Annotated in this window: 18 protein-coding genes; 9 read left to right on the forward strand and 9 right to left on the reverse strand. The window is 70.5% G+C overall.

Features of this window, described 5'->3' with window-relative positions:
- Nucleotides 1-26: 26 nt before the first annotated feature.
- On the reverse strand, nt 27-2,132 hold the full coding sequence (locus HUA74_RS31330; protein WP_174457476.1) for a HEAT repeat domain-containing protein: 2,106 nt from the start codon (nt 2,130-2,132) through the stop codon (nt 27-29).
- 697 nt (nt 2,133-2,829) lie between these two features.
- Here HUA74_RS31330 and HUA74_RS31335 point away from each other — a divergent pair.
- The 3 genes from HUA74_RS31335 (at nt 2,830) to HUA74_RS31345 (ending at nt 5,120) form a co-directional block, all read left to right on the forward strand.
- A complete protein-coding gene (locus HUA74_RS31335) occupies nt 2,830-3,189 on the forward strand; it encodes a helix-turn-helix transcriptional regulator (RefSeq protein WP_141643418.1) in 360 nt (119 codons plus the stop codon).
- A 201-nt stretch (nt 3,190-3,390) separates the two neighbouring features.
- Nucleotides 3,391-4,287, forward strand: a complete 897-nt coding sequence (locus HUA74_RS31340; protein ID WP_141643419.1) for a fatty acid desaturase — start codon at nt 3,391-3,393, stop codon at nt 4,285-4,287.
- A gap of 80 nt (nt 4,288-4,367) precedes the next feature.
- A complete protein-coding gene (locus HUA74_RS31345) occupies nt 4,368-5,120 on the forward strand; it encodes a helix-turn-helix transcriptional regulator (RefSeq protein WP_371817332.1) in 753 nt (250 codons plus the stop codon).
- Between the two features lie 18 nt (nt 5,121-5,138).
- On the opposite strand, the gene HUA74_RS46710 is transcribed toward HUA74_RS31345, so the two are convergent.
- Genes HUA74_RS46710 through HUA74_RS31360 form a run of 3 tightly spaced genes read right to left on the reverse strand, consistent with a single transcriptional unit; the run spans nt 5,139 to nt 7,732 of the window.
- Nucleotides 5,139-6,488 carry an ATP-binding protein gene (locus HUA74_RS46710; protein ID WP_174457477.1) on the reverse strand — a complete coding sequence of 450 codons (1,350 nt, stop codon included), beginning with the start codon at nt 6,486-6,488 and terminating at the stop codon, nt 5,139-5,141.
- Between the two features lie 9 nt (nt 6,489-6,497).
- Nucleotides 6,498-7,103, reverse strand: coding sequence for a glutathione S-transferase family protein (locus HUA74_RS31355; RefSeq protein WP_141643421.1), 606 nt, complete (start codon nt 7,101-7,103; stop codon nt 6,498-6,500).
- Nucleotides 7,100-7,732 carry a phospholipase D-like domain-containing protein gene (locus HUA74_RS31360; protein ID WP_174457478.1) on the reverse strand — a complete coding sequence of 211 codons (633 nt, stop codon included), beginning with the start codon at nt 7,730-7,732 and terminating at the stop codon, nt 7,100-7,102. Before HUA74_RS31360 ends, HUA74_RS31355 begins: the two co-directional genes overlap by 4 nt.
- Before the next feature lie 114 nt (nt 7,733-7,846).
- On the opposite strand from HUA74_RS31360, the gene HUA74_RS31365 reads away from it, so the two are divergent.
- Genes HUA74_RS31365 through HUA74_RS31375 form a run of 3 tightly spaced genes read left to right on the forward strand, consistent with a single transcriptional unit; the run spans nt 7,847 to nt 11,476 of the window.
- The gene (locus tag HUA74_RS31365) at nt 7,847-8,527 is read left to right on the forward strand and encodes a TetR/AcrR family transcriptional regulator (protein ID WP_174457479.1); all 681 of its coding nucleotides are present in this window, start codon (nt 7,847-7,849) and stop codon (nt 8,525-8,527) included.
- A 29-nt stretch (nt 8,528-8,556) separates the two neighbouring features.
- Entirely contained in the window at nt 8,557-10,011 is a 1,455-nt protein-coding gene (locus HUA74_RS31370) for an aldehyde dehydrogenase family protein (protein ID WP_174457480.1), read from the forward strand.
- A gap of 25 nt (nt 10,012-10,036) precedes the next feature.
- Nucleotides 10,037-11,476 (forward strand): aldehyde dehydrogenase family protein, encoded by a 1,440-nt coding sequence (locus tag HUA74_RS31375; protein WP_174457481.1) that lies wholly within the window; start codon nt 10,037-10,039, stop codon nt 11,474-11,476.
- Nucleotides 11,477-11,493: 17 nt separating this feature from the next.
- Here the strand turns inward: HUA74_RS31375 and HUA74_RS31380 are convergent, their stop codons facing one another.
- Together HUA74_RS31380 and HUA74_RS31385 are read right to left on the reverse strand one after the other, a co-directional pair.
- Nucleotides 11,494-13,116 (reverse strand): ABC-F family ATP-binding cassette domain-containing protein, encoded by a 1,623-nt coding sequence (locus HUA74_RS31380; RefSeq protein ID WP_174457482.1) that lies wholly within the window; start codon nt 13,114-13,116, stop codon nt 11,494-11,496.
- 261 nt (nt 13,117-13,377) lie between these two features.
- Nucleotides 13,378-14,433: a zinc-binding dehydrogenase gene (locus HUA74_RS31385; RefSeq protein ID WP_141643427.1), complete on the reverse strand. Its 1,056-nt coding sequence runs from the start codon at nt 14,431-14,433 to the stop codon at nt 13,378-13,380.
- Nucleotides 14,434-14,785: 352 nt separating this feature from the next.
- Between HUA74_RS31385 and HUA74_RS31390 the strand changes: the two genes are divergently transcribed.
- Both HUA74_RS31390 and HUA74_RS31395 read left to right on the forward strand, forming a co-directional pair.
- A complete protein-coding gene (locus tag HUA74_RS31390; RefSeq protein ID WP_174457483.1) occupies nt 14,786-15,412 on the forward strand; it encodes a phenylalanine--tRNA ligase beta subunit-related protein in 627 nt (208 codons plus the stop codon).
- Between the two features lie 68 nt (nt 15,413-15,480).
- Nucleotides 15,481-16,515 (forward strand): phosphotransferase, encoded by a 1,035-nt coding sequence (locus HUA74_RS31395; protein WP_174457484.1) that lies wholly within the window; start codon nt 15,481-15,483, stop codon nt 16,513-16,515.
- A gap of 27 nt (nt 16,516-16,542) precedes the next feature.
- Here HUA74_RS31395 and HUA74_RS31400 read toward each other — a convergent pair whose 3' ends face one another.
- Nucleotides 16,543-17,556 (reverse strand): NAD(P)-dependent alcohol dehydrogenase, encoded by a 1,014-nt coding sequence (locus tag HUA74_RS31400; protein ID WP_254625317.1) that lies wholly within the window; start codon nt 17,554-17,556, stop codon nt 16,543-16,545.
- Nucleotides 17,557-17,688: 132 nt separating this feature from the next.
- Between HUA74_RS31400 and HUA74_RS31405 the strand changes: the two genes are divergently transcribed.
- Nucleotides 17,689-18,645: a LysR family transcriptional regulator gene (locus HUA74_RS31405; protein WP_141643431.1), complete on the forward strand. Its 957-nt coding sequence runs from the start codon at nt 17,689-17,691 to the stop codon at nt 18,643-18,645.
- Here the strand turns inward: HUA74_RS31405 and HUA74_RS31410 are convergent.
- Entirely contained in the window at nt 18,642-20,984 is a 2,343-nt protein-coding gene (locus tag HUA74_RS31410) for a M12 family metallopeptidase (protein WP_174457486.1), read from the reverse strand. The two genes, HUA74_RS31405 and HUA74_RS31410, sit on opposite strands and share 4 nt — an antisense overlap.
- A 275-nt stretch (nt 20,985-21,259) precedes the next feature.
- Nucleotides 21,260-21,745: a gluconokinase gene (locus HUA74_RS31415; RefSeq protein WP_174457487.1), complete on the reverse strand. Its 486-nt coding sequence runs from the start codon at nt 21,743-21,745 to the stop codon at nt 21,260-21,262.
- Between the last annotated feature and the right edge of the window lie 17 nt (nt 21,746-21,762).

The following is a 21,762-nucleotide window of genomic DNA, read 5'->3' on the forward strand; positions in this document are numbered from 1 at the left end:
AAGACGTACGGGACGGATACCTTGCCTCAAGCGGCGAAGTATTTGTGTCCCCTTCGGACCACGGAGCCTCGGGCTGATAGCAGGGTGAGTGCTTCCTGGGCGAGTTCCACGGGGGCCCCCAGGGCGGTCGTCAGCTCGGCGAGCGAGCGTCCGCGCACCGCCACGCGGACCTCCATCAGCATCTGCGCACACAGGGCCTCGACGGGAGAAGCACCCGGGCGGCCCGAGGGGGGACGTGCTTCCGCGGCGCGCGGCGCGGGAGCGGCGGCGGGCACGGGCGCTGGAGCCCCCATGGCCACCAATGCCGCCTGCACGGGGGAAAGTCGAGGTGAACCCACGGGCCGGGCGGCCTGAGGCGCCACGACAGGCGGGGCCATCGGCTGCATGGGCGTACCCGCCGCCGACTGTCCCGGAGCGCGCTGACCCGACTGCGCGGTGGGGGACAGCGGCGCGGAAGGCGGAGGCCCACCGGCATGCATCGGAGCGCCCCCCTGCCCCACGAAGGCCGGTGCGGAGACCTGTCGCGCGCCTGCCGAGACCACGGCCTGCGGCGAAGCGGCGGAACCCGCGGCCTGCCGGGCGCCCGCCGCGACCACGGCCTGCGGCGAAGCGGAGGAACCCGCGACCTGCCGGGCGCCCACGGCCTGCGGCGAAGCGGCGGAGGCACCCGCGCCCTGCACCGCGCCCACGAAGGCCATCCCGTGTGAGGCGCCAGCGGGAGCCACGCCCGCGGAGGTCACCTGCGCGGAAGCCGCCACCTGCGCCGGAACAACCAGGGTCCGCGCGACCATCGGTCGAGCCGCATCCTCCAGCCGGGCGCGCACGGGCTTGACGGGCAGCGTCGCCAGCCGGCGAATCTCGCGGCGCCGGTGCGTATCATCGAGCGACACCACCGCGGACACATCGTGGCCCAGGATGCGCGACAGGCTCTGCGCCGCCGCCTTGCGCACGCGCGGCTCGCGGTCACCCAGCGCCTCCAGCAACAGCGTGCGAGCGTTCTCCCCGCTCCCAGCGCCCAGCGCGAGCGCCGCCAGCGAGCGCACCTCCGAGTCCGCGTCGTGGATGGCTTCCTCGCCCAGCCGCCGCGCCGTCTCACCCTCCAACCCCAGCGCCAGCAACGAGGCCCTGCGACGCACGGAGCGGTCCGGGTCCTTCATCGCCTGCGCCAGATGCGGCGCCGCGTCCCGAGGCGCCAGCGTCAGCAGCGCCTTGAGCGCCGCGATGCGCACCTCCGGCACCGGCGAGGCCAACAGCGGCGACACCACCTGCGCGCCCTCTTCCCGGCACAGCGCCGCGAACGCCTGGAGCAGCGCCACCTGCGCCGCCGAGTCCGTCTCCGCGTGCAGCGCACTGGCCAGCGCCGGAGCAGCGGCCGGCTGGGACAGCGCCTTCAGTCGCTCGGCGGCACGAATCCGCGCGGCGGCGTCCGGCGCCGACAGCTCGCGCACGGAGAACCCGAACAGCGACTCGTCCGTCGGGGCTCCCACGCGCTGTCCGGACAGCTCGGCCAACTGCGCCGGGCTGACGCCGAGCCGCCCCGCATGGAGGAAGCGCTGGGCCTCGCGAGCCACCGGAGACAGCCCCTCCAGCAAGGGCTCCAGCAACGCGGGCCGCGCCGGCGCGCTCGGAGCGGCGGCAGCGACAGCCTGTGCCTTGGCGGAGGCCTCGGAGAGCGGCACGGCGGGCCCGCGCATGGGCACCTTGACGAGCGTCGAGGCCACGCGGTCCGACTCCCCGCGCAGCAGCGCCTCGCTGCGAAGCTGGGAGATGAACGACGCCAGGTCGAACCCCAGGTCGTCGTCCTCGTCGTCGCCGTCCTTCGTCGACGTGCGCAACCGACTGGCGTTCAGCAACCGGTCCATGAGCTGGTCGCGCTCGCCCCGCAGCGCCTGCGTGAGCCGCACGGACTCCTCGCGCTCCGCCTGGAACCGCCCGGCGCGGACCTCCAGCTCCGCCACCTCACGGCGCAGCTCCAGCTCCCGCTGATGCGTCTCCGTCAGCTCACGCTTGAGGTGCTCCATCTCCTCGCGCGTCGAGCCCAGCTCGCTGAGCAACTGCTCCGCGCGCGCCTCGAAGTAGACAATTTTCTCGAGTGCGCTCTTGAGCAGCGCGTCCGGACGCTCGTCGCTCACGACCTCAACGGCCCTCCCCGCGAGGCAGCGCGGTGCACCCCCGACCCACCGGGGGGGCACCCACCCTACGTCAGACGTCCCACCTTCGTAAACCACGGAAACACCAGGGCTTTTCCGTGAACTCCCTGCCTCTCCATTGACAACGCCGCGCAGGCCGATTTTTCGGCCTCGGAGGTGAACACCGTCTTTTCATCGCTCGCCGACGGACGCGCCAGGCCCGCTGAACACCTGCACCGTGAGTGCGGCCGTGGGTCGGGTGACGTTGAGCACCGGACGTCGCTCCGGAGCGACGCCCACGGTGAGCCGGACGCATCCGGAAAGCGCTCCGCGTGAAGCGCCGCCCGCACGCGCGCCGCGCTGATCCACCCGCATCGCGCGCTGATCTCCCGCGGGCCGATTTTTCGGCCTCCCGCGGCATCCGACGACTTCCGCGGCCACCGCCCGCGGGGTGACTTCCGAGCGCGTCGCACCCCACTTCCAGAGCCCTCCGCGAGCGGCCTCGGACACGTGTCCCGACAGGCTCCGAAACGCCTCCGGTTTCAAGCGCTTTCGCACGCCCTTCCGGATGCACCTGAATGTCAGACCCCACCCGTAGTCTGTGTTCCACGAGGCAAGGAACTCGCAGTCACTTCTCTCCGGTACCTCTCCGCCAAGGCGCGGGGGGAGAAGCCCTCTTTTCGACAGGTTTCCGCACGCCATGGAACAACGATTGGCCACCATCATTGGAAATGCAGTTCGCGCGGCGCGGCAGCGGCTGGAGCTCACCCAGGCCGACGTGGCCGAGCGCGTGGGAATCGCCACCGAGGTGTACGGGCGGCTGGAGCGCGGTCACATGCTCCCCAGCGTCCGCACGCTGAGGAAGCTGTGTCTGGTTCTCAACTGCTCGTCGGACGTGCTGCTCGGCATGTCTGGCGTGGAAGGCGCGCCCACGCTCGCCGAGGATCCTCCGGAGTACCGCGAGCGTCCCGAGGTGCGCCGCCTCTTGCGCACCGTGCGCAAGCTGGATGCGCCCCGGCTGCGGCTGTTGGGACAGGTCGCCAACGCACTCGAGACGTGAGCACCCGCAGCACGCCCGCGATACGCTGCTTCCATTCCGCATCCGTGGAAGACAGCGAGCGCGGGCGGAATCAGCACCGGGGCGGGGTGGACCCGGGTTGAAACGGATTGAGGGGGACGACGCTGAAGGTTGCGCGTTTTCGCAAGCGCTTGGCGCATGGAATGAAGCGGCGAGGCAGGCGCGAGCCTACCTTCGGGCTTCATGACTCGCCCCTCCCCCGCCCCCGCTCTCGACTTGCCGCAGCTCGCGGTACACGCGCTGTGGTGGGTGTGGTTCCCTTCCTTCCTGTTGAGCTGGGACCACCTGGGCCTCTGGGGTCGCGTGGGCATGTGCGCCGTCGGCTGGGCGGTGCTGTTCTGGAACTACGCCGTCCTGCACAACCACATGCACGTGTCCATGGCGCGCCCCCGGCTGGTGAACTGGGTCGTGTCCCGGACGCTGGGCCTGGCGTGCGGGTTCCCCTACCGGGGCTACTACATCCACCACTTCAACCATCACCGGTACAACGACGGCCCGGGGGACTGGGGCCAGCGGCGGCCGGGTGAAGGCGCCCTGCGTTATTGCCTGCGCTCGGCGCTGACGCCGTGGTTCTGGCCGTTCGAGGCGGTGGCCAACGTCTGGCGGTGGGCCAAGAAGCGCAACCAGCGCACGGAGCTCGTCCTCGACTTCCTCGTCGTGGACGGGGGCATCCTGGCGGTCATCCTCTGGCGGCCGGCCCTGGGGCTGGCGTGGTGGGGGGTGCTGCTGGTGGGGCAGGTCTGCATCCACTGGCTCAACCTGGCGGCCCACTTCGAGACGGACTCCACCCAGCGGGGGGCCCTGGGCACCACGTCCACCTCCCGTCTGTACAACCTGTTCTTTTTCAATGCCGGTTATCACCAGGCCCACCATGTGAAGCCCCAGGTGCCCTGGCGGGAGCTGCCGGGGACGACCCAGGAGTTGGCGGGTGCCTCGCTCGTCAGGCCGGAGCTGGTGACTTCCCTGTCCCCCATCAATCCCTTCTGGGTGGCCAAGGTGGCGAAGCGCTATTCTGCCGAGCCGTGCGATCGGCAGACGGCGTCGACGATTACTTCAGGGACCCCCACGGCCGTTACCTAGTCGGGGAAGGCTTCCTGCACTGGTACGCCTCGGCGGACCTGTGCGGCTTCATTCTCTGGGGGCGCCCCTCGGAGAGCCATGTGCGCCGGCTGGTGCATGTGCTCGACGTGGAGCTGGCCCCCGCGGCGCCGCATGCGTCGCTGGTGGACGCGCGCCGGCTGGAGGCGGCGGACCCGGCGGCCTTCGCGGTGCTGGTGAAGTACATGCAAGCGCGCGAGAAGTCCTTCAGCACGTCCGTGCAGCGGCAGGCCCTGGTGCGTCCGGAGGGCGTGGCGGGCGCGGTGGTGGGCGGCTTCTACACGCTGCTGACGGGCGCCTATCCCAGCAAGGTGTTCACCGACCCGGCGAACGCGCTCGCGTGGTTGGGCCAGCCGGAGGGCCGGGCGGCGCCGCTGTTGTCCAAGCTGAATGATCTGGTAGCGGAGGCCACCGGCCAGTCGCCGCTCTTGCGCGAGCTGCACCAGGCGATGCGCGGCAAGCTGCCGGACATCAACCTGTCGGACGTGGCCCGGGAGATGGGCATGTCCGAGCGCACGCTCCAGCGCCGGCTGAAGGAAGCCGGGACGTCCTTCCAGGCGGAGCTGAACGCCGTGCAGGTGCGCATGGCGCAGGCGCTCCTGCTGGAGACGGACATGAAGCTCACCGCCGTCGCGGTGGAGGTGGGCTGCGCGTCGCTGCAGCACTTCAGCAGCCTGTTCCGCAAGCTGGTGGGGGACTCCCCCAGTTCGTGGCGCGAGCGGCAGCAGGGCAAGACGTCCGCCGAGGCGAGTCCCGTGCTCGAGTCCGCCGTCGCCGCACCGGAGCCCCGCCGCGACGGCTCCTCGGGCGAGTAGCCGCGCCGAGGAGCGCGCTCAGCTCGGACTTGGACGGTGCTCCGGAGTCGGGGGCGCCGACGGCAGGTGCAGCGTGAAGCACGCGCCTCCCTCCGGACGGTTCGCCACCGACAGCGTGCCACCGACGCGGGCCAGGTACTCGCGACACAGGGCCAGCCCCAGGCCGGTGCCCTTGCCGGGGGCCTTGGTGGTGAAGAAGGGCTCGAAGAGGCGCGACAACGCGGCCTCCGGAATGCCCGGCCCGTTGTCCTCCACCTCCAGTCGCACGCCTCCAGCTTCAGCACGGGCTCGCAGGACGATGCGCGCGACGCGCGGAGGCTGCGCGGAGTCCACCGCGTCCGCCGCGTTGAGCAGCAGGTTCAACACCACCTGCACCAGGTGTCGCTGCCCCAGCCGCACGCGGCTCAGCTCCGGCGACAGCTCCCGCACCACCTGCCCCAGGCTCCGCAGTCGCACCGACGCGAGCCGCTCCGCCTCGTCCAGCGCATCGACCACGCCGCACGCCTCCTCCGTGTCCACCGAGTCCCGGGAGAAACGGCGCAGGTCGGTGACAATCTGCTGGATGCGCAGCACCCCCTGCTGCGTCTCCTCCAGCACGCGCCGCATCTCCTCCAGGTCCGGCGTCGGCTCCTCGACGACGTCACCCAGGTAGCCCAGGTTGGACTTCACGTAGGCCAGCGGGTTGTTCACCTCGTGCGCCACACCCGCCGCCAGTCGCCCCACCAGCGCCAGCCGCTCCGTCTCCGCGCGACTGACCTCCGCTTCCGCCCTCAACCGCTCACTGCGCGCCAGCCGCTCCAGCACCGCCAGCCGCTCCCGCACGGCCTCGCGCTCCGCGTCGCGCATGCGTTGAAACAGCTTCCCGCTGAAGACCGAAATCCAGGCCATGAAGAGGAAGACCGTCACCTGGCCAATGAGCTGTCGCTCCGAGCCACCCGACAGCCACGACGCCAGCACCACGCCCACCAGCGTCAGGACGATGGACGCCCACACCGTCACCAAATCGCCCGGCGTGAAGACGGCGATGATGAGCGGCATCGCGAACAGCAGCGGGAACAGCGGACTCGCCAGCCCTCCGGTGAAGTGGATGTCCAGCGCGAGCGCGGCCAGGCTGAAGACGCCGCCCACGGTGCTGGCCCGCTGGGACGGCAGCCAGCGCGAGCCCGCCGCCAGGGCACACGCGACGAGGAGGGCGGCCCAGCCCACGTGGATCAACGCCACCTCGGGGACGAAGCCCCCGAACAGCAGCGGATGCGTGGTCAGCGAGAGCAGCAGGACGCCCGCGGAGACGATGAAGCCCCTGCGCTTGAGCCGCAGATGGGTTTCGAGCTCGGAGGCCGAGGGACTGGGTACGACGGGTAGATGCACGGAGCCGTCCTACTGCTGGGCGCGCTGCGCGGCGGGACGGGCCATCTGCCGCTCCACATAGGCGCGCAGGGCGGGGAAGTCCTCCAAGAGCCCCATGCCCCCACCCCAGTTGAGGATGGATGCCATCACCACGTCCGCCGCGGTGAAACGCTCGCCCACCAGGAACGGCCGCCCCTTGAGCTTCTCCTCCAACATGCGGGCGATGTCCGTGAAGCGCTTCTTGCCCCGGTCGGCCTCCGCGGGCACGCGCTCGTGCTCCGGCAGGAAGCGGCTGTGCGCGGAGTACGCGGACAGGGGCGGCTCCATGGTGGCCATGCAGAACATCATCCACTGGTAGTACTCGGCGCGCTCCACGGTGCCGAGCGCCGGAGCAAAGCCCTTGTCCGGGAACTTGTCGGCGACGTGCAGGAGAATCGCGGCCGACTCGAAGACCGCGTGTCCGTCATCCTCCAGCGCGGGCATGGAGCCCATGGGATGGACGCGCAGGTACTCGGGGCTCTTGTGCTCTCGCTGGAGCAGGTCCACCGGCACCAGCTCGTAGGGCACGCCCAGTTCCTCGAGCAACCAGCGGGGGCGGGTGGCGCGCGTGTGCTGGGCGAAATAGAGCTTCATCATCGTCGTCGGGACTCCGAGGTGTGTCGCTTGAGCCGGCGAGCCTTTCCGAGCTGCACGGCGCCGCGCGAGCTTCGCATCTCGCCCCTCCTCGCGGGTGCGGGGATTATTGGATCCGGGCACACCGCGCGCAGCTTGCACCCCCTGCATTCGGCCCCACTCCACACCGCCTCGTAGAGCGCCGTCACCCGGTCGATGACGTCGAAGTCCTCCGTCACGAACCCCAGTTCGAAATTGCGCACCGCGTCGCCCTTCGCGCCCAGGCCCGCGCCCGTGAGGTTGGCGCTCCCCAGGTAGGCCCACGCCCCGTCCACGACGACCGCCTTGAAGTGCACGCGCGGGCAGACCTTCAGCTCCAGTCCCCCCGCCACCAGCCGGGCCCGCTCGTCGAAGGCCGCGCGGAACGGACGGCTCGGCAGCTCCGCGTGCAAGAGCCGCAGCGACAGCCCTCGCGCCGACAGTCCGTCGAGCACCTCCACCAACGGAACGAAGCGCCCCTTCGACTCCACGTACATCGCCTTCACGTTCGCCGTCGCAATCCACACCGACTCGCGCGCGTGGAGCAGCTTCTCCAGCACCACCTCCCGATACAGCTCACTGCCGGACAGCAGTTCCGCCTGGATGGGACGCATGAAGGCCATCCTCACACACATACCTACCGCCCTCCAGTCGGAGCCCATTGTCCGCCGCTGGAAACTGACCTCCAGTCACTTGACGACTGACCCGGGGTCACCTAGCAATGACCCATGGTCAGCAATCCGGGGGTGAAGGGGGAGCGGGCGGCGCCTCAGCGGGCGCGCAAGGACGAGGACAAGGAAGCGAGACGTCGGCTGCTCCTGGATGAAGCGCTGGCGCTCTACGCGGCCACCTCCTACGCGGAGGTGAAGATGGCGGACGTGGCGGAGCGCGCCGGCCTGGCCAAGGGGACGGTGTTCCTCTACTTCCCGACCAAGGAGGCGCTGTTCCTGGCGCTGCTGGAGGACCTGCTCTTCTCCTGGTTCGCCCGACTGGATGCGCGGCTGTGTCAGCCGGACGCGCCGTGGACGGGCCCCTGGTTGGCCCGCTCGGTGGCCCAGTCGCTGGAGGCGGAGACCTCGCTCACGCGGCTGCTCGCGATGCTGCAGACGGTGCTCGAGCAGAACGTGTCCGTGGAGCAGGCGCGCCGGTTCAAGGAGCGGCTGCTGCAGGCCATGCTGCACATCGGCGCGCTGCTGGAGGCGCGGCTGGACTTCCTAAAGCCGGGCGAAGGCCCCCGGGTGCTCGTGCATCTGCACGCGCTGGTGACGGGCCTGCGGCAGATGGCGGACGTGGCGCCCGTGGCGCGCGAAGTCCTGGCGTCGCCGCACATGGCCCCCTTGCGAATCGACTTCACGGCCGAGCTGACGGCGGCCCTCACCACCCTCTTGCGCGGGCTCGAGTCCCGCTGAAACACGTCACCACACCCCAGGAGCCAACCATGCTGGAGCTCGTCCCCGTCGCCACCGAGTCGAAGCCCTCCGCGGACCTCGCGCGCATCCAGGCCGCCTTCCAGGCCCAGCGCGCGAATCGCTGGGTGATGTCCCGCACCACCACGGCCGAGCGCGTCGCCCGGCTCAAGCGGTTGCGCGAGGCCATCATCGCCCGCCGCGACGAGCTGGCGGAGGCCATCCACCAGGACTTCCGCAAGCCCGCGCTGGAGGTGGAGCTGACGGAAATCCACCCGACGCTGGAGGAGCTGAACCACACGGTGAAGCACCTGTCGTCGTGGATGAAGCCCACGCGGGTGGGCACGCCGATGCTGCTCGCGGGCTCCTCCGCGCACGTGCGCTACGAGGCGCGCGGCGTGGTGCTGGTGCTGGCCCCCTGGAACTACCCCTTCCAGCTCCTGATGGCGCCGCTCATCGCCGCCATCGCCGCGGGCAACACCGTCATCTGCAAGCCCAGCGAGAAGACGCCGCACACCGCGCGCTTCCTCTCGCGGCTGGTGCGCGACGTCTTCCCGGAGAACGAGGTCGCGCTGTTCGAGGGCGGCGCGGAGACGGCGGAGGCGCTCCTGGAGCTGCCGTTCGACCACTTCTTCTTCACGGGCAACCCGCGCATCGGCCGCAAGGTGATGGAGGCCGCGGCGAAGCACCTGGCCAGCGTGACGCTGGAACTGGGTGGCAAGTCACCGGCCATCGTCGACGAGACGGCGGACGTGCGGGCCGCGGCCGAGCGGCTCGCGTGGGGCAAGTTCATCAACGGCGGACAGACCTGTGTCGCGCCGGACTACGTCTTCGTTCATGAGTCCCGCCAGCAGGCGTTCGTGGACGAACTCAAGGCGGTCATCGCCCGCTTCTACGGCGCCACCGAGCCGGAGCGGCAGGCGAGCGCGGACTTCTCGCGCCTGGTGGACGCGACGGCGTGGCGGCGGGTGAAGGACCTGGTCGACCGGACGGTGGCGGCGGGAGCCAAGGTCGAGGTGGGCGGGGTGGCGGACGGGCCCTCGCGCTACCTGGCGCCCACCGTGCTGACGGGCGTGACGGCGGGCATGGCCATCATGGAGGGGGAAATCTTCGGGCCGGTGTTGCCGGTGATGACGTACCGCTCGCGCGACGAGGTGTACGCGCACATCCAGGGTGGGGAGAAGCCGCTGGCGCTCTACGTCTTCAGCCAGGACAAGCGGGCCATCGAGGACGTGTTCCGCAACACGACCTCCGGAGGGGCGGTGGTGAACAACGTCCTCATCCACGTGGCGAACCCGAACCTGCCCTTCGGCGGGGTGGGAATGAGCGGCCTGGGGCACTACCACGGCGTCTACGGCTTCCGGACCTTCAGTCACGAGCGCGCCGTGTCGGTTCAATGGATGAAGTCGCTGGCGGCGGTGTTCTTCCCGCCGTACCGCGGAAAGGCGCAGGAGTGGGCCTCCCGCGCCAGCCGGCTGTTGGAGTAGGCCCCACACAGCCAGAGGAGCCGGGATGCGCGTGGTGAAGCAGGAGGAGGAGCTGATTCCCCGGGGCATGCAGGAGGCGTTCGACCGCCTGCGGGCCCGGCGCTGGGACGTGGCGCGGCGGGGCCCCGGCGAGCGGCTGGCGAAGCTGGAGAAGCTCAAGGCGCTCATCGTCGAGCGGAGGCAGGCGCTCGCCGACGCCATCCACGCGGACTTCCGCAAGCCGCCCGCGGAGGTGGAGGCGACGGAAATCCTCCCGGTGCTGATGGAGCTGGAGCACGTGCGCAAGCACCTCAAGGCGTGGATGAAGCCGCGCAAGGTGACGACGCCACTGGTGCTCACCGGGACGACCAGTCACGTGCGTCACGAGGCGCGCGGCGTGGTGCTGGTGATGGCGCCATGGAACTACCCGTTCAACCTGCTGCTGATGCCGCTGGTGGGCGCGGTGGCGGCGGGCAACACCGTCATGTGCAAGCCCAGCGACAAGACGCCGAACACGTCGCGCTTCCTGGCGGAGCTGGTGCGCGACACGTTCCCCGAGGACGAGGTGGCGCTGTTCGAAGGTGGCGCGGAGGTGGGCGAGGCGCTCTTGCGGCTGCCGTTCGACCACTTCTTCTTCACCGGAGGGCCGCGCGTGGGGCGGCGGGTGATGGAGGCCGCGGCGAAGCACCTGGCCAGCGTGACGCTGGAGCTGGGCGGCAAGTCGCCGGCCATCGTGGATGCGTCAGCGGATATCGAAGCCGCGGCGGAGCGGGTGGCCTGGGGCAAGTTCCTCAACGGCGGGCAGACGTGCATCGCGCCGGACCACGTCTGGGTTCATGCGTCGAAGGAAGAGGCGTTCCTCGCGGCCCTGAAGGCGGCGCTGGAGCGCTTCTACGGGCGCTCCGAGGAAGCGCGGCGCGCGAGCTCCGACCTCTGCCGGATGGTGGATGACGGCGCCTTCGCGCGGGTGCGCGGGTTGCTGGACCGCACGGTGGCGGCGGGAGCGCGAGTGGTTGTCGGCGGCGGCGTGGACGCGGAGACGCGCTTCATCGCGCCGACGGTGGTGGCGGACGTGGCACCGGATGCGCCGTTGATGGAGGAGGAAATCTTCGGGCCGGTGTTGCCGGTGTTGCGCTTCGAGTCGCTCGACGAGGTGGTGACGCACGTGCGCGCGGGCGGCAAGCCGCTGGCGCTCTACGTCTTCAGCCATGACGAAGCGGTGGTGGAGCGGCTGCTCCAGGAGACGAGCGCGGGCGGGACGTGCATCAACGCGGTGGTGTTGCACAACGTGAACCCGAACCTGCCGTTCGGAGGCGTGGGCGCGAGCGGCCTGGGCGCGTACCACGGCGAGACGGGCTTCAAGACCTTCAGCCACGAGCGCGCGGTGCTGCGCCAGGGACGCACGTCCCTGGCGAACCTGTTCTTCCCGCCGTACACCGGCAAGGCTCGGAAGCTCGCGCGACTGGCGAGCCGCCTGTTCGAGTAGGCGGCCCCGCCGTCAACTCAGCTGCGAAGACCCGGAGCTTCGTGGCCGGTGCGAGCCACGTACTCGGTGTAGCCACCGCCATACTGGTGGATGCCGTCCGGCGTCAGCTCCAGCACGCGGTTGGACAGCGCGCCCAGGAAGTGACGGTCGTGCGAGACGAAGAGCATGGTCCCCTCGTAGCGGGCCAGCGCTGTAATCAGCATCTCCTTCGTCGCCATGTCCAGATGGTTGGTGGGCTCGTCCAGCACCAGGAAGTTGGGCGGGTCGAAGAGCATCTTCGCCATCACCAGACGCGCCTTCTCACCACCCGACAGCACGCGGCACTTCTTCTCCACCTCGTCACCGGAGAAGCCGAAGCACCCGGCCAGCGCGCGCAGCGAGCCCTGTCCCGCGCGGGGGAACGCGTCCTCCAGTGACTCAAACACCGTGCGCTCACCGTTCAGGAGGTCCATGGCGTGCTGGGCGAAGTACCCCAGCTTCACGCTGCCACCCACCGTCACCGCGCCCGTGTCCGCCGTCGTCGAGCCCACCACCAGCTTCAGCAGCGTGGACTTGCCCGCGCCGTTGACGCCCATGACGCACCAGCGCTCGCCGCGGCGCACGAGGAAGTCCATGCCGTCATAGATGCGCCGGGAGCCGTAGGCCTTGTGCACCGCCTTCAGGCTCACCACGTCGTCACCCGAGCGCGGCGCCGGCTGGAACTCGAACAGCACCGTCGTGCGGCGCTTGGGCGGCTCCACCTTCTCAATCTTCTCCAGCTTCTTCACGCGGCTCTGCACCTGCGCGGCGTGCGAGGCGCGGGCCTTGAAGCGCTCGATGAACTTCAGCTCCTTGGCGAGCATGGCCTGCTGGCGCTCGTACTGCGCCTGCTGCTGCTTCTCGTTCTGCGCGCGCTGCTGCTCGTAGAAGTCGTAGTTGCCCGAGTACGTCGTCAGCGAGCCGCCGTCGATTTCCACCATCTTGGTGACGATGCGGTTGAGGAACTCGCGGTCGTGCGACGTCATCAGGAGCGCGCCCTCGTACCCCTTGAGGAAGCCCTCCAGCCAGATGAGGCTCTCCAGGTCCAGATGGTTGCTCGGCTCGTCGAGCAGCATCGCGTCCGGACGCATGAGCAGGATGCGCGCCAGCGCCACGCGCATCTTCCAACCACCGGACAGCGCGCCGACGTCGCCGTCCATCATCTCCTCGCTGAAGCCCAGGCCCGCGAGAATCTCCCGCGCGCGGCCCTCCAGCGCGTAGCCACCCAGCTCCTCGAAGCGCGCCTGCACCAGGCCGTAGCGCTCGACGAGCTTCTCCATGTCGTCGGCCTTGTCCGGGTCGGCCATGTCCGCTTCGAGCGCCTTCATCTCCGCGGCGACCGTGCTCACCGGGCCCGCGCCGTCCATGACCTCGGACACGGCGCTGCGGCCGGACATCTCGCCGACGTCCTGGTTGAAGTAGCCGATGGTGACACCACGGTCGACGGCCACCTGGCCTTCGTCGGGGTGTTCCTGGTCGGTAATCATCCGGAACAGAGTCGTCTTGCCGGCCCCGTTGGGCCCGACGAGGCCGACCTTCTCCCCCTTGTGGAGAGCGGCCGAAGCCTCGATGAAGAGAATCTGCTGGCCGTGCTGCTTGCTGATGTTGTCGAGACGAATCATGTGCGTAGGGGGTGCCCGGAAGGCGGGCGCGGCGCCCTTATGCCATGGGGGACGCCGAAGGAGGATTGTTCCGAACCCTCGACCTCCGCTTCCCATGCCCGGGGGCGGCCCACCGGAGGGGCGTTCGCCCTGGAGCCGGGAGGGAGACCTACATGGCCCCGTCGCCTCCCAGGCGCCATTCCACCGTGAGCGGATCCGCTCGGGCACCGGGAGCCGGACACCCCGCCCTGGGTGCCCGGCCGCCTGGTCCCCTGCCGTGCCTCAGGGCGTGATGACGAGGCGGATGGGATTGCCTTCCTTCTTCACCAGCCGCTCCACACCCTTCGCCACATCCTCCAGCGGCATCGTCGCCGTCACGGAGCGCGAGACGTCCAGACGCTTGGTGCTCACCAGCGTCACGAGCTGGTCCAGGTGCTTCTTCTCGTAGCCCAGGTGTCCGACCAGCGCCTGGGAGCGCAGGCCGAAGTTGACCCCGGCGCCCAGTTGGATGGGCTCCGGCGACAGGCCCACCATCACCGCGCGCCCGTAGCGCCCGAGGCTCAACGCCGCCTGCGCCAGCACCGAGTTCGCGCCCACCAGGTCCACCGCCACATCCAACCCCAGCCCATTCGTGTGCTGGAGAATCTGCGCACGCACGTCCGGAGAGCGCGGGTCCAACGCCACGTCCGCGCCGAACTCCAGCGCGCGGTTGCGCGCGGCCTCGTTCGTGTCGAACGCGATGATGGGCGTCGCCCCCATCATCCGGGCAATCTGCACCGCGTGGACGCCAAGCCCACCGATGCCCCACAGACCCACCGACTGCGCGGGCCGCAACTTCGCGCTCTCCACCAGTCCCGCGTACGGCGTGGCCACCGCGTCCGCGAGGATGGCCGCTTGTTCGAAAGGCAGGTGGTCCGGAATCGAGGACAACACGAAGTACGGCACCACGACGTACTCGGCCCACGCGCCGTCGTAGTGGAAGCCCATGATTTGAAAGTCGAGGCACTCCTGCGGCTGGCCGTTGGAGCACTTCGGGCAGCGACCGCAGGGCTTGCCACCCGCCATCGCGACGCGCTGCCCCTCCTTCCAGCGCGGCACGCCCACGCCCACCTCGTCGATGACACCCGAGGACTCATGGCCCGGCGTCACCACGGGCAACGGAGAGCGGAGCGAACCGTCGAGCAGATGCGCATCCGACAAGCAGATGCCGCACGCCTTCACTCGCACCCGCACCTCGCCCGGACGCGGTTGGGGCACGGGGACCTCCGTCACCGTCAACGTCCGCGTGGCCGTATCGAAGCGCGCCGCCCGCATCGTCCGCTGGTTCGCGTCTGCCATCGATTGCTCCTCCTGGCCGCGCATCGTGGAACACGAGCGGGCACCCAAGCTCGGAAGGCGCGACCGTAGCACGCACCCTCGGGGCTGCTCGCTGACTCGAAGCGAGCCTTTCACTCTGGCGCGAGGACGACACTTCCACCGCACCGGTTCGGCTCCGAGCGGTCTGGAACGACTCGCACCGCGAAACTGGCACCGCGCCAGTCCGCTTCCCCATGGGCATCGCGACACGGGAGGCTCGCGCACTCGCGCCCGTTTCCGTGCAACGCCTCGCCCTGTGGCGTAGGCGGCATCACTGCCGTTTGCGCGCACCACCGCCAGCACGGGCGCGCCGTGTGGCGTAGAGTGCCCGGCCGTGCTGACCGTCGAACCGCATCCGTCCCTGGACACCCTCGCCTTCACCACCACGTTCCCCGCACCGCTGGGCTCGCTGCCCTCGCCGGAGTGGCTGGTGGCGTTGCTGAAATCGGATGCGGCCGCGCCACTCTCCAGCGACGACGCCGTGCGCGGCGCCGTGCGCGACATGCTCCGCCACGGCGGCTACAAGCCCACAGGCCGCGGCAAGCCCGCCTCCGAGTACCTGGTGCGCGCCGCGACGGAAGGCACGCTCGGCTCCATCAACACCGCCGTGGACCTCTGCAACGCCGTGTCCCTGCACAGCGGCCTGCCCATCAGCGTCGTCGACCTGGACCGGGCCACCGCGCCCTTCCGCGTGGGCATCGCCCCCGAGGGCTCCCAGTACGTCTTCAATGCCTCCGGTCAGAGCATCGACCTGGCGGGCCTGCTGTGCCTCTTCGACGCCGAGGGCCCCTGCGCCAATGCCGTGAAGGACGCCCAGCGCACCAAGACGAACGCCGACACCCGCCGCACCCTCACCGTCCTCTGGGGCGCCAAGGGGTTGGGTGACCGCACCGCGCGCGCCTTCACATGGTACCGCGAGCTGTTGGAACGCGCGGGCGCCACCGTGGAGCGGATCCCCTGAGCGCCCTGGACCTGGAGCAACTGCTCGCCGACGGCGCTCGCTCCCTCTCCGCCGCCTGGGGACGACCCGTGCTCCTGGCCGAGCCCCAGGTCCTCCGCACCGAGTCCCGCTGCCATGTCGTGCGCGCCCGCGTGCGCGGCGGCGATGTGCCCACCGTCATCCTCAAGCACTTCCACGCGGACCCCGTGCTCGGCCTGGACGAGTGGGCCGGGCTGGAGCTGCTCGGCCGCCACAACCTCACCACCGCCCCGGGCCTCATCGCCGGCGACATCCACTCCCGCCTCCTCGTCCTCCAGGACCTGGGCATCGGCCCCAGCCTGGAAGACCTCTTCAATTCGGTGGACGCGAGCGCCGCCACCGGAGGACTGCTCGCCGTGGCCCGGCTCACGGGCCAGCTCCACGCGCGCACCCGGGGCCTGCAAGGTGACTTCGACCTGCTCCGCCACTCGCTGCACCCACGCCCCTTGCGCGTGCGCATCGACAACGCGCGCTATCTGGTGGAGCACGCGGACCGGCTGCATCGCTGGACGAACGCCGTCGGCACCACCGTGGCCGCCGGCACCCAGGAGGACGTGGAGCAACTGGCGCGTGAGCTGGCCGAGCCCGGCCCCTTCCTCGCGCTCACCCACGGGGACATGGCCCCGGGCAACACCCTCTTCACCACCAGCGGCCCGCGCCTGCTCGACTTCGAGTACTGCGGCATGCGCCACGCGCTGTACGACGCGCTCATGTGGCTCATCGTGGTGCCGCTGCCCGACGAGCTCGTCACTCGCGCCGACCTCACCTATCGCATCACCCTGGCCCCCGTCTGCGAGGCGGCCCAGACGGACGCCACGTACACCCACGCGCGCGCCCTGGTCGCCACGGCGCGCACGGTGAACATGTTCCAGTGGCTGTCGCCCAAGGCGCTGGAGCGAGACAGGGACTGGGCACCGGGCTACTCCGAGCGCGCCGCCCTGCTGCGCCACCTCGCGCGCTCCCGCGTCCTGCGCGAGCCCACGAGCCTGGTCCCCGCCCTCTCACGCACCCTCGCCGCCCTGGAGGAACGACTCGTGGCGCGCTGGGCGGGAACTCCGTCCTTCACCTGGCCCGCGTTCCGATAGCGCGCCGGAGGACGCTCGCCTTCGCGCTCACTCGCGGACGCGCACCACCACCTTGCCGAAGGGCCCCCGGTCCAGGTGCTCGAGCGCCTTCGGGAACTCGCGCAGCGCATACGTCGCGTCGACGACCGGCTCCAGGCGCAGCGCGTCCACCGCGCGCACGAAGTTCTCCAGGCCGCGTCGGTTCCCCACCAGCACGCCCTGGATGACGCCCTGGGTCTGGAACAACGGCACCACCGGGAAGCGCATGTCGAAGCCGTCCAGCACGCCGATGAGCGTGACGCGTCCACCGGGCGCCAGCGCGCTGACCGAGCGCGCCAGGTTGTCGCCGCCCACCATCTCCAGGATGTGGTCCGCGCCGCGCCCACCCGTCAGCTCCACCACCGCCTTCTCCCAGTCCGGCGTCTGGCGCCGGTGGATGCCGTGGGCCGCGCCCAGCTTCTTCGCGCGCGCAAGCTTCTCCTCATCCCCCGACGTGACGATGACCCGCGCTCCCAGCGCCGAGGCGAGCTGCACGGCGAACAGCGACACGCCGCCCGTACCCTGGGTCACCACCGTCTGCCCGGGCCGCACCCCGCCCAGCTCCACGAGCGCCGTCCACGCGGTGAGCCCCGCGCACGGCAGCGTGCTGGCGCGCACGTCATCCAGTGTCCGGGGCGCGGCGACAAGCCAGCTCTCCGGCATCGCCACATACTCGGACAACACCCCCGGCAGACTCCCTCCCAGGCTGCGCACCGAGCCATTCACGCGCGGCACGGGCCCGTCCACCCAGTCCGCGTTGAACGCGGCGAGCACCCGCTCCCCCACCTTGAACCGGGTGACACCGCCACCCGTGGCCACCACCTCACCGACCATGTCGGAGGTGGGCACGAAGGGCCACGGCACATCCGAATAGCCAGCCCCGTCGAGGAACAACTTCTCGCGGTAGTTCAGCGACACCGCGGAGACTCGGACCAGGGCCTCGCCCGCGGCCGGCGTGGGAATCGCCACGCTCGCCAGCTCCAGGTTCGCTCGGCCAGGCCGCCGCAGCTCCCACCGCTTCATCACGCCATCCATCGTTTCGCTCCGTTGCCGTGCCATCGAGAGGCGTGGGGGATATACGGACGCGAAGGCGTCGCCAGTGACGAGACTTCGGCGCCTCACTGGGGACAGGAATTCACCAATGGGAACCACACCGTGACGGACCGACTCAGTGGAGTGCTCACCTTCGTCCAGGCCGCCGAGGCTGGTGGCTTCGCGCTCGCGGCCGAGCGGCTGGGCCTGTCCCGCTCCGCCGTCGGAAAGAGCATCGCCCGGCTGGAGGAGCGACTGGGCACCCGCCTGTTCCAGCGCACCACGCGCAGGCAGAGCCTCACCGAGGACGGACAGGTCTTCTACGAGCGCTGTGTCCGCGCGCTGGCGGAGCTGGAAGCGGCGGAGGCCGCGCTGGACTCCGGCCGCCGCGCACCCACGGGCCGCCTGCGCGTGGCCGCGTCCGTGCTGTTCGGTCGGCACTGCGCCGCGCCCCTGCTCTGGGAGCTGACGCGCCAGCATCCAGGCCTCGAGCTGGAGCTGTGCTTCAGCGACCGCGTGGTGGACCTCATCGAGGAGGGCTTCGACCTGGCCATCCGCGTCGCGCCCCTCGCGGACCACGCGGGCCTCACCGCGCGCAGACTCGGCGCGCAGATGATGGTGGTCTGCGCCTCGCCTCGCTACGTCGCCCGGCATGGCCGACCGAAGACGCTCGCGGACCTCGCGAACCACGAGGCCATCAATTACGGGCGACAGGGCATCAGCAAGCCCTGGCGTTTTCCGGACGGCCAGGGCGGAGAGCGGGTCATCCCCGTCCAGGGCAGCCTGCGCTTCGATGACCTGGAGGCCATCGCCGATGCCGCCGTCCAGGGCGCCGGGCTCGCGTGGCTTCCGTGCTGGCTCGTCGCCGAGCGGGTGCACAAGGGCGAGCTCGTGACGCTGCTGGAGACGGAGGGCCGCCACGGCAATGAAATCTTCGCCGTGTGGCCCCAGAACAAGCACCTGCCGTCGAAGGTGCGCGCGGCCATCGACATCCTGGTCGCGCGCATCCCCGAGCGGCTTTCCTCCGGGGAGAACCAGTCCAAGGGGGCACGGAGAAAGCCCGTGCGCCGGAAGGCCTAGAGTCCCTCGCCGAAGCGGTCTCCCGTCTCCACCGAGTCCGTCTGCTCCGACGGCGCCTGGGACCAGAGCTGCTCGCCCGCGCGCGACAGGCCCGTGACACCCGCGCTGTACAGCACCTGCACCGCGCCCGAGTCGGTCGCGCTCCCCACGTCCTCGTACGGCACGCCCACCGCCAGGTCCACGAAGCCATCCCCGTCATAGTCCCCCGAGGACAGCCGGGAGCCGAACGCATCCTGGAGCTCCGCGCCCTCCTCCACGGTGGAGCCCACTTGAGACCAGCGCTGCTCACGCGCAGTGGACAGCCCACCCGGCGCGCCGTGCAACACGTGCACGATGCCCGCGCCGACGACAGCCCCCACGCTCTCCGAGGCCACGCCGATGGCGAGGTCCACATGGCCATCTCCATCGAAGTCCTCGGCCACCAGCGCGGAGCCCAGGGCGTCGCCTTGCTCGGCCACGTCCGAGACACCGGCCGAATCCTGGCTCCAGGCGAGGGCCCCCGTGGACTGCAGCCCCGCGCTTCCGCCGCGCAGCACCGTCACCGCGCCCGCCCCCGCCATGAAGCCCACCGTCTGACCCGGAGCCGCGATGGCCAGCTCACTCCGACCATCGCCATTGAAGTCCCCCGCCGCCAGCGCGGCACCGAAGAGCACCCCCTCGCTCGCCACACCGGGCACCCCGTCGCTTCCCGGAGTCCACAATTGGTTGCCCGTGCTCGTCAGGCCATCAATGGAGCCGGACAGCACGTTCACCGCGCCCACGTTCGCGACGGTGCCCACGTCCTCGGAGGGCACACCCACGGCCAGCTCGTCGAAGCCGTCTCCGTTGAAGTCACCCGCGGCCAGCGCGGAGCCGAAGCGGTCTCCCGTCTCCGTGACTTCGAGCACGTGCGCCGCCGCCTGACTCCAGCTCTGCGCGCCCGTTCCGGTGAGCCCGGAGACGGAGCCGAACAACACCGTCACCAGTCCGGAGTCGAGCGCCGATGAGCCATAGTCCTCGGCGGGAACACCCACGGCCAGGTCGTCATACCCGTCGCCATTGAAGTCCCCCACCGCCAGCACGGCGCCGAAGCCGTCGAACGCCTCGGCGCTGTCGGGCACGCTCGCGCTGTTCTGATGCAGCACCTTGTCCGTGGACAAGTCCACGCCCTGCGCCGACCCCAGGAAGACGTGGACCGAGCCCGCGTCGACAATCCCATTCACGTCGTCCTCGGGCACGCCGACGGCCACGTCCGCGAAGCAGTCGCCATTGAAATCACCCACCGCCACCGCGGCGCCGAAGTGGTCGGCGAAACCCGCCGTGTCCTCCACACCCGACACGTCGCGATGCAGCCACAGGCCCGCGGTCCCCAGCCCCGTCGCCGAGCCCAGCACGACGCTCACCGCCCCCTGGTCCAACCCCATGCCCACGTCCTCGTCCGGCGCGCCGATGACGAGGTCCGCGTAGCCATCTCCATTCACGTCCGAGTGGCGCCCGTAGCCATGCAGGCGCTTCACGGCGCAGGCGTCGGCCAGAGTCGGCGCGGTGCGGTTCGCGGTGAAGAACGAGCCGTCCAACCGGGTGATGGTCGGCGAGTCATTCGCGGAGAAGGCCTCCGGCGCGTAGTGCATCAGGGAGTCCAACCCATAGGGCCCCAGGTTGCGGCCGGCCGCGCCCTCCTGCGCGAAGGTCTCGAAGGCGTGGGCATACCCCGCCTCGATGTTCTCGAAGTGGATGACGACGTTCCTGTCCCGGTCCGTGCGCGCCTGCTCGTGCCACAGTCCCAGCGTGTGCCCCACCTCGTGGAGCGTGCTCCCCGTGGTGCAGCCCGGCGCGAGCGTCACGAACTGCTGCCCCCCGATGCGACCGACGTGTGACGAGCAGCCCGTCCCCGGCCGGAAGGTGACGTAGTCCGACTGGGTCGTGCGCGGCACGAACCGGATGGGCGTGAGGGCCTCCCACTGAGCCAGGGCCGCCGTGACACGCCCGATGTTCGGCAAGGCCGCGTCCACCGTGTAGGGCACCACGCCGCCCGGCCAGCGCGTCATCGCGCGCGTGGACACCGCGCCCTGCGCCTCCACCGATAGCGCGGAGAGCTCACTGGCCGGGACCTCGGGCGGCAGGAGGATGTCCCCCTGGAAGACACGCTCGCCGTCGATGCGCTCGTAGGCGAGCGCTCGCGGTCCTCCGGCGACCTGGAAGTTCGCTCGGCGCACTTCACCCGTGCGACCCGGGAAGGCTCGCTCCTGCCGGATGACCTCGCTCGAAGCATCGGCGTCGACCTCGCCGCCACAACCACTCGCGCTCCCGACGAGCACGCCCAGCACCACACCCGCCCAGCCACGTGAAACATGTTTCATCCCCGGAAGTCTCGACATCGGAATGTATCCCCCAGAAGTCGGGCACGGCGCCCCGCGAGATGCGGGGCGGCATACGTGCAACCCGATATGCATCTGCATCCGGATGAATATTTAGAGCAGCGGTCTGACATGCCGCGCTCCACGCCGACTTCGGTTCCGGGCGCAAGAGCCCGGGCCGAGCACGGGCGAAGCCGGGAACATTTCCACGGGACCGATGTCACATGGCAAAGACAGACGGACCCCGAGTCGCGGCCCGCGCGGGGCCCTTCGAGGACTCAGAGCTTCAGGCCCTCGCGGATGCGCGCCACCACCTCCGGAGGGGGCGGCGACACATCCACCTCCAGCGCCTGCGTGGGCACCTCCAGCGTGGCGAGCTGGCTGTCCAGCAACGACGGCGGCATGAAGTGCCCGTGCCGCTTCGCGAGCCGGCCCGCCAGCACCTCGCGCGGAGCGTTCAGGTACACCCACCGCGTCCGCGCGGGGTCCACCTCCAGCTGGTCCCGGTAGGCGCGCTTGAGGGCGGACGAGGCGAGCACCAGGTCCTCGTCACGCTCCATGGCCGCCTGGAGCTGGCCGCGCACCACGGCGAGCCAGGGCGTGCGGTCCTCGTCCGTCAGGGGGACACCCGCCGCCATCTTCGCCACGTTGGACCGGGGGTGCAGGTCATCCGCGTCCAGGAAGCGCCAGCCCAGGCTCCGCGCCAGGGCCTGCCCCACCGTCGTCTTCCCCGCGCCCGACACTCCCATGATGATGACGACCATCCGGTGCGGCCTCCTCG

It is taken from the genome of Myxococcus sp. CA051A (genome assembly GCF_013336705.1).
GTDB lineage: Bacteria > Myxococcota > Myxococcia > Myxococcales > Myxococcaceae > Myxococcus > Myxococcus llanfairpwllgwyngyllgogerychwyrndrobwllllantysiliogogogochensis.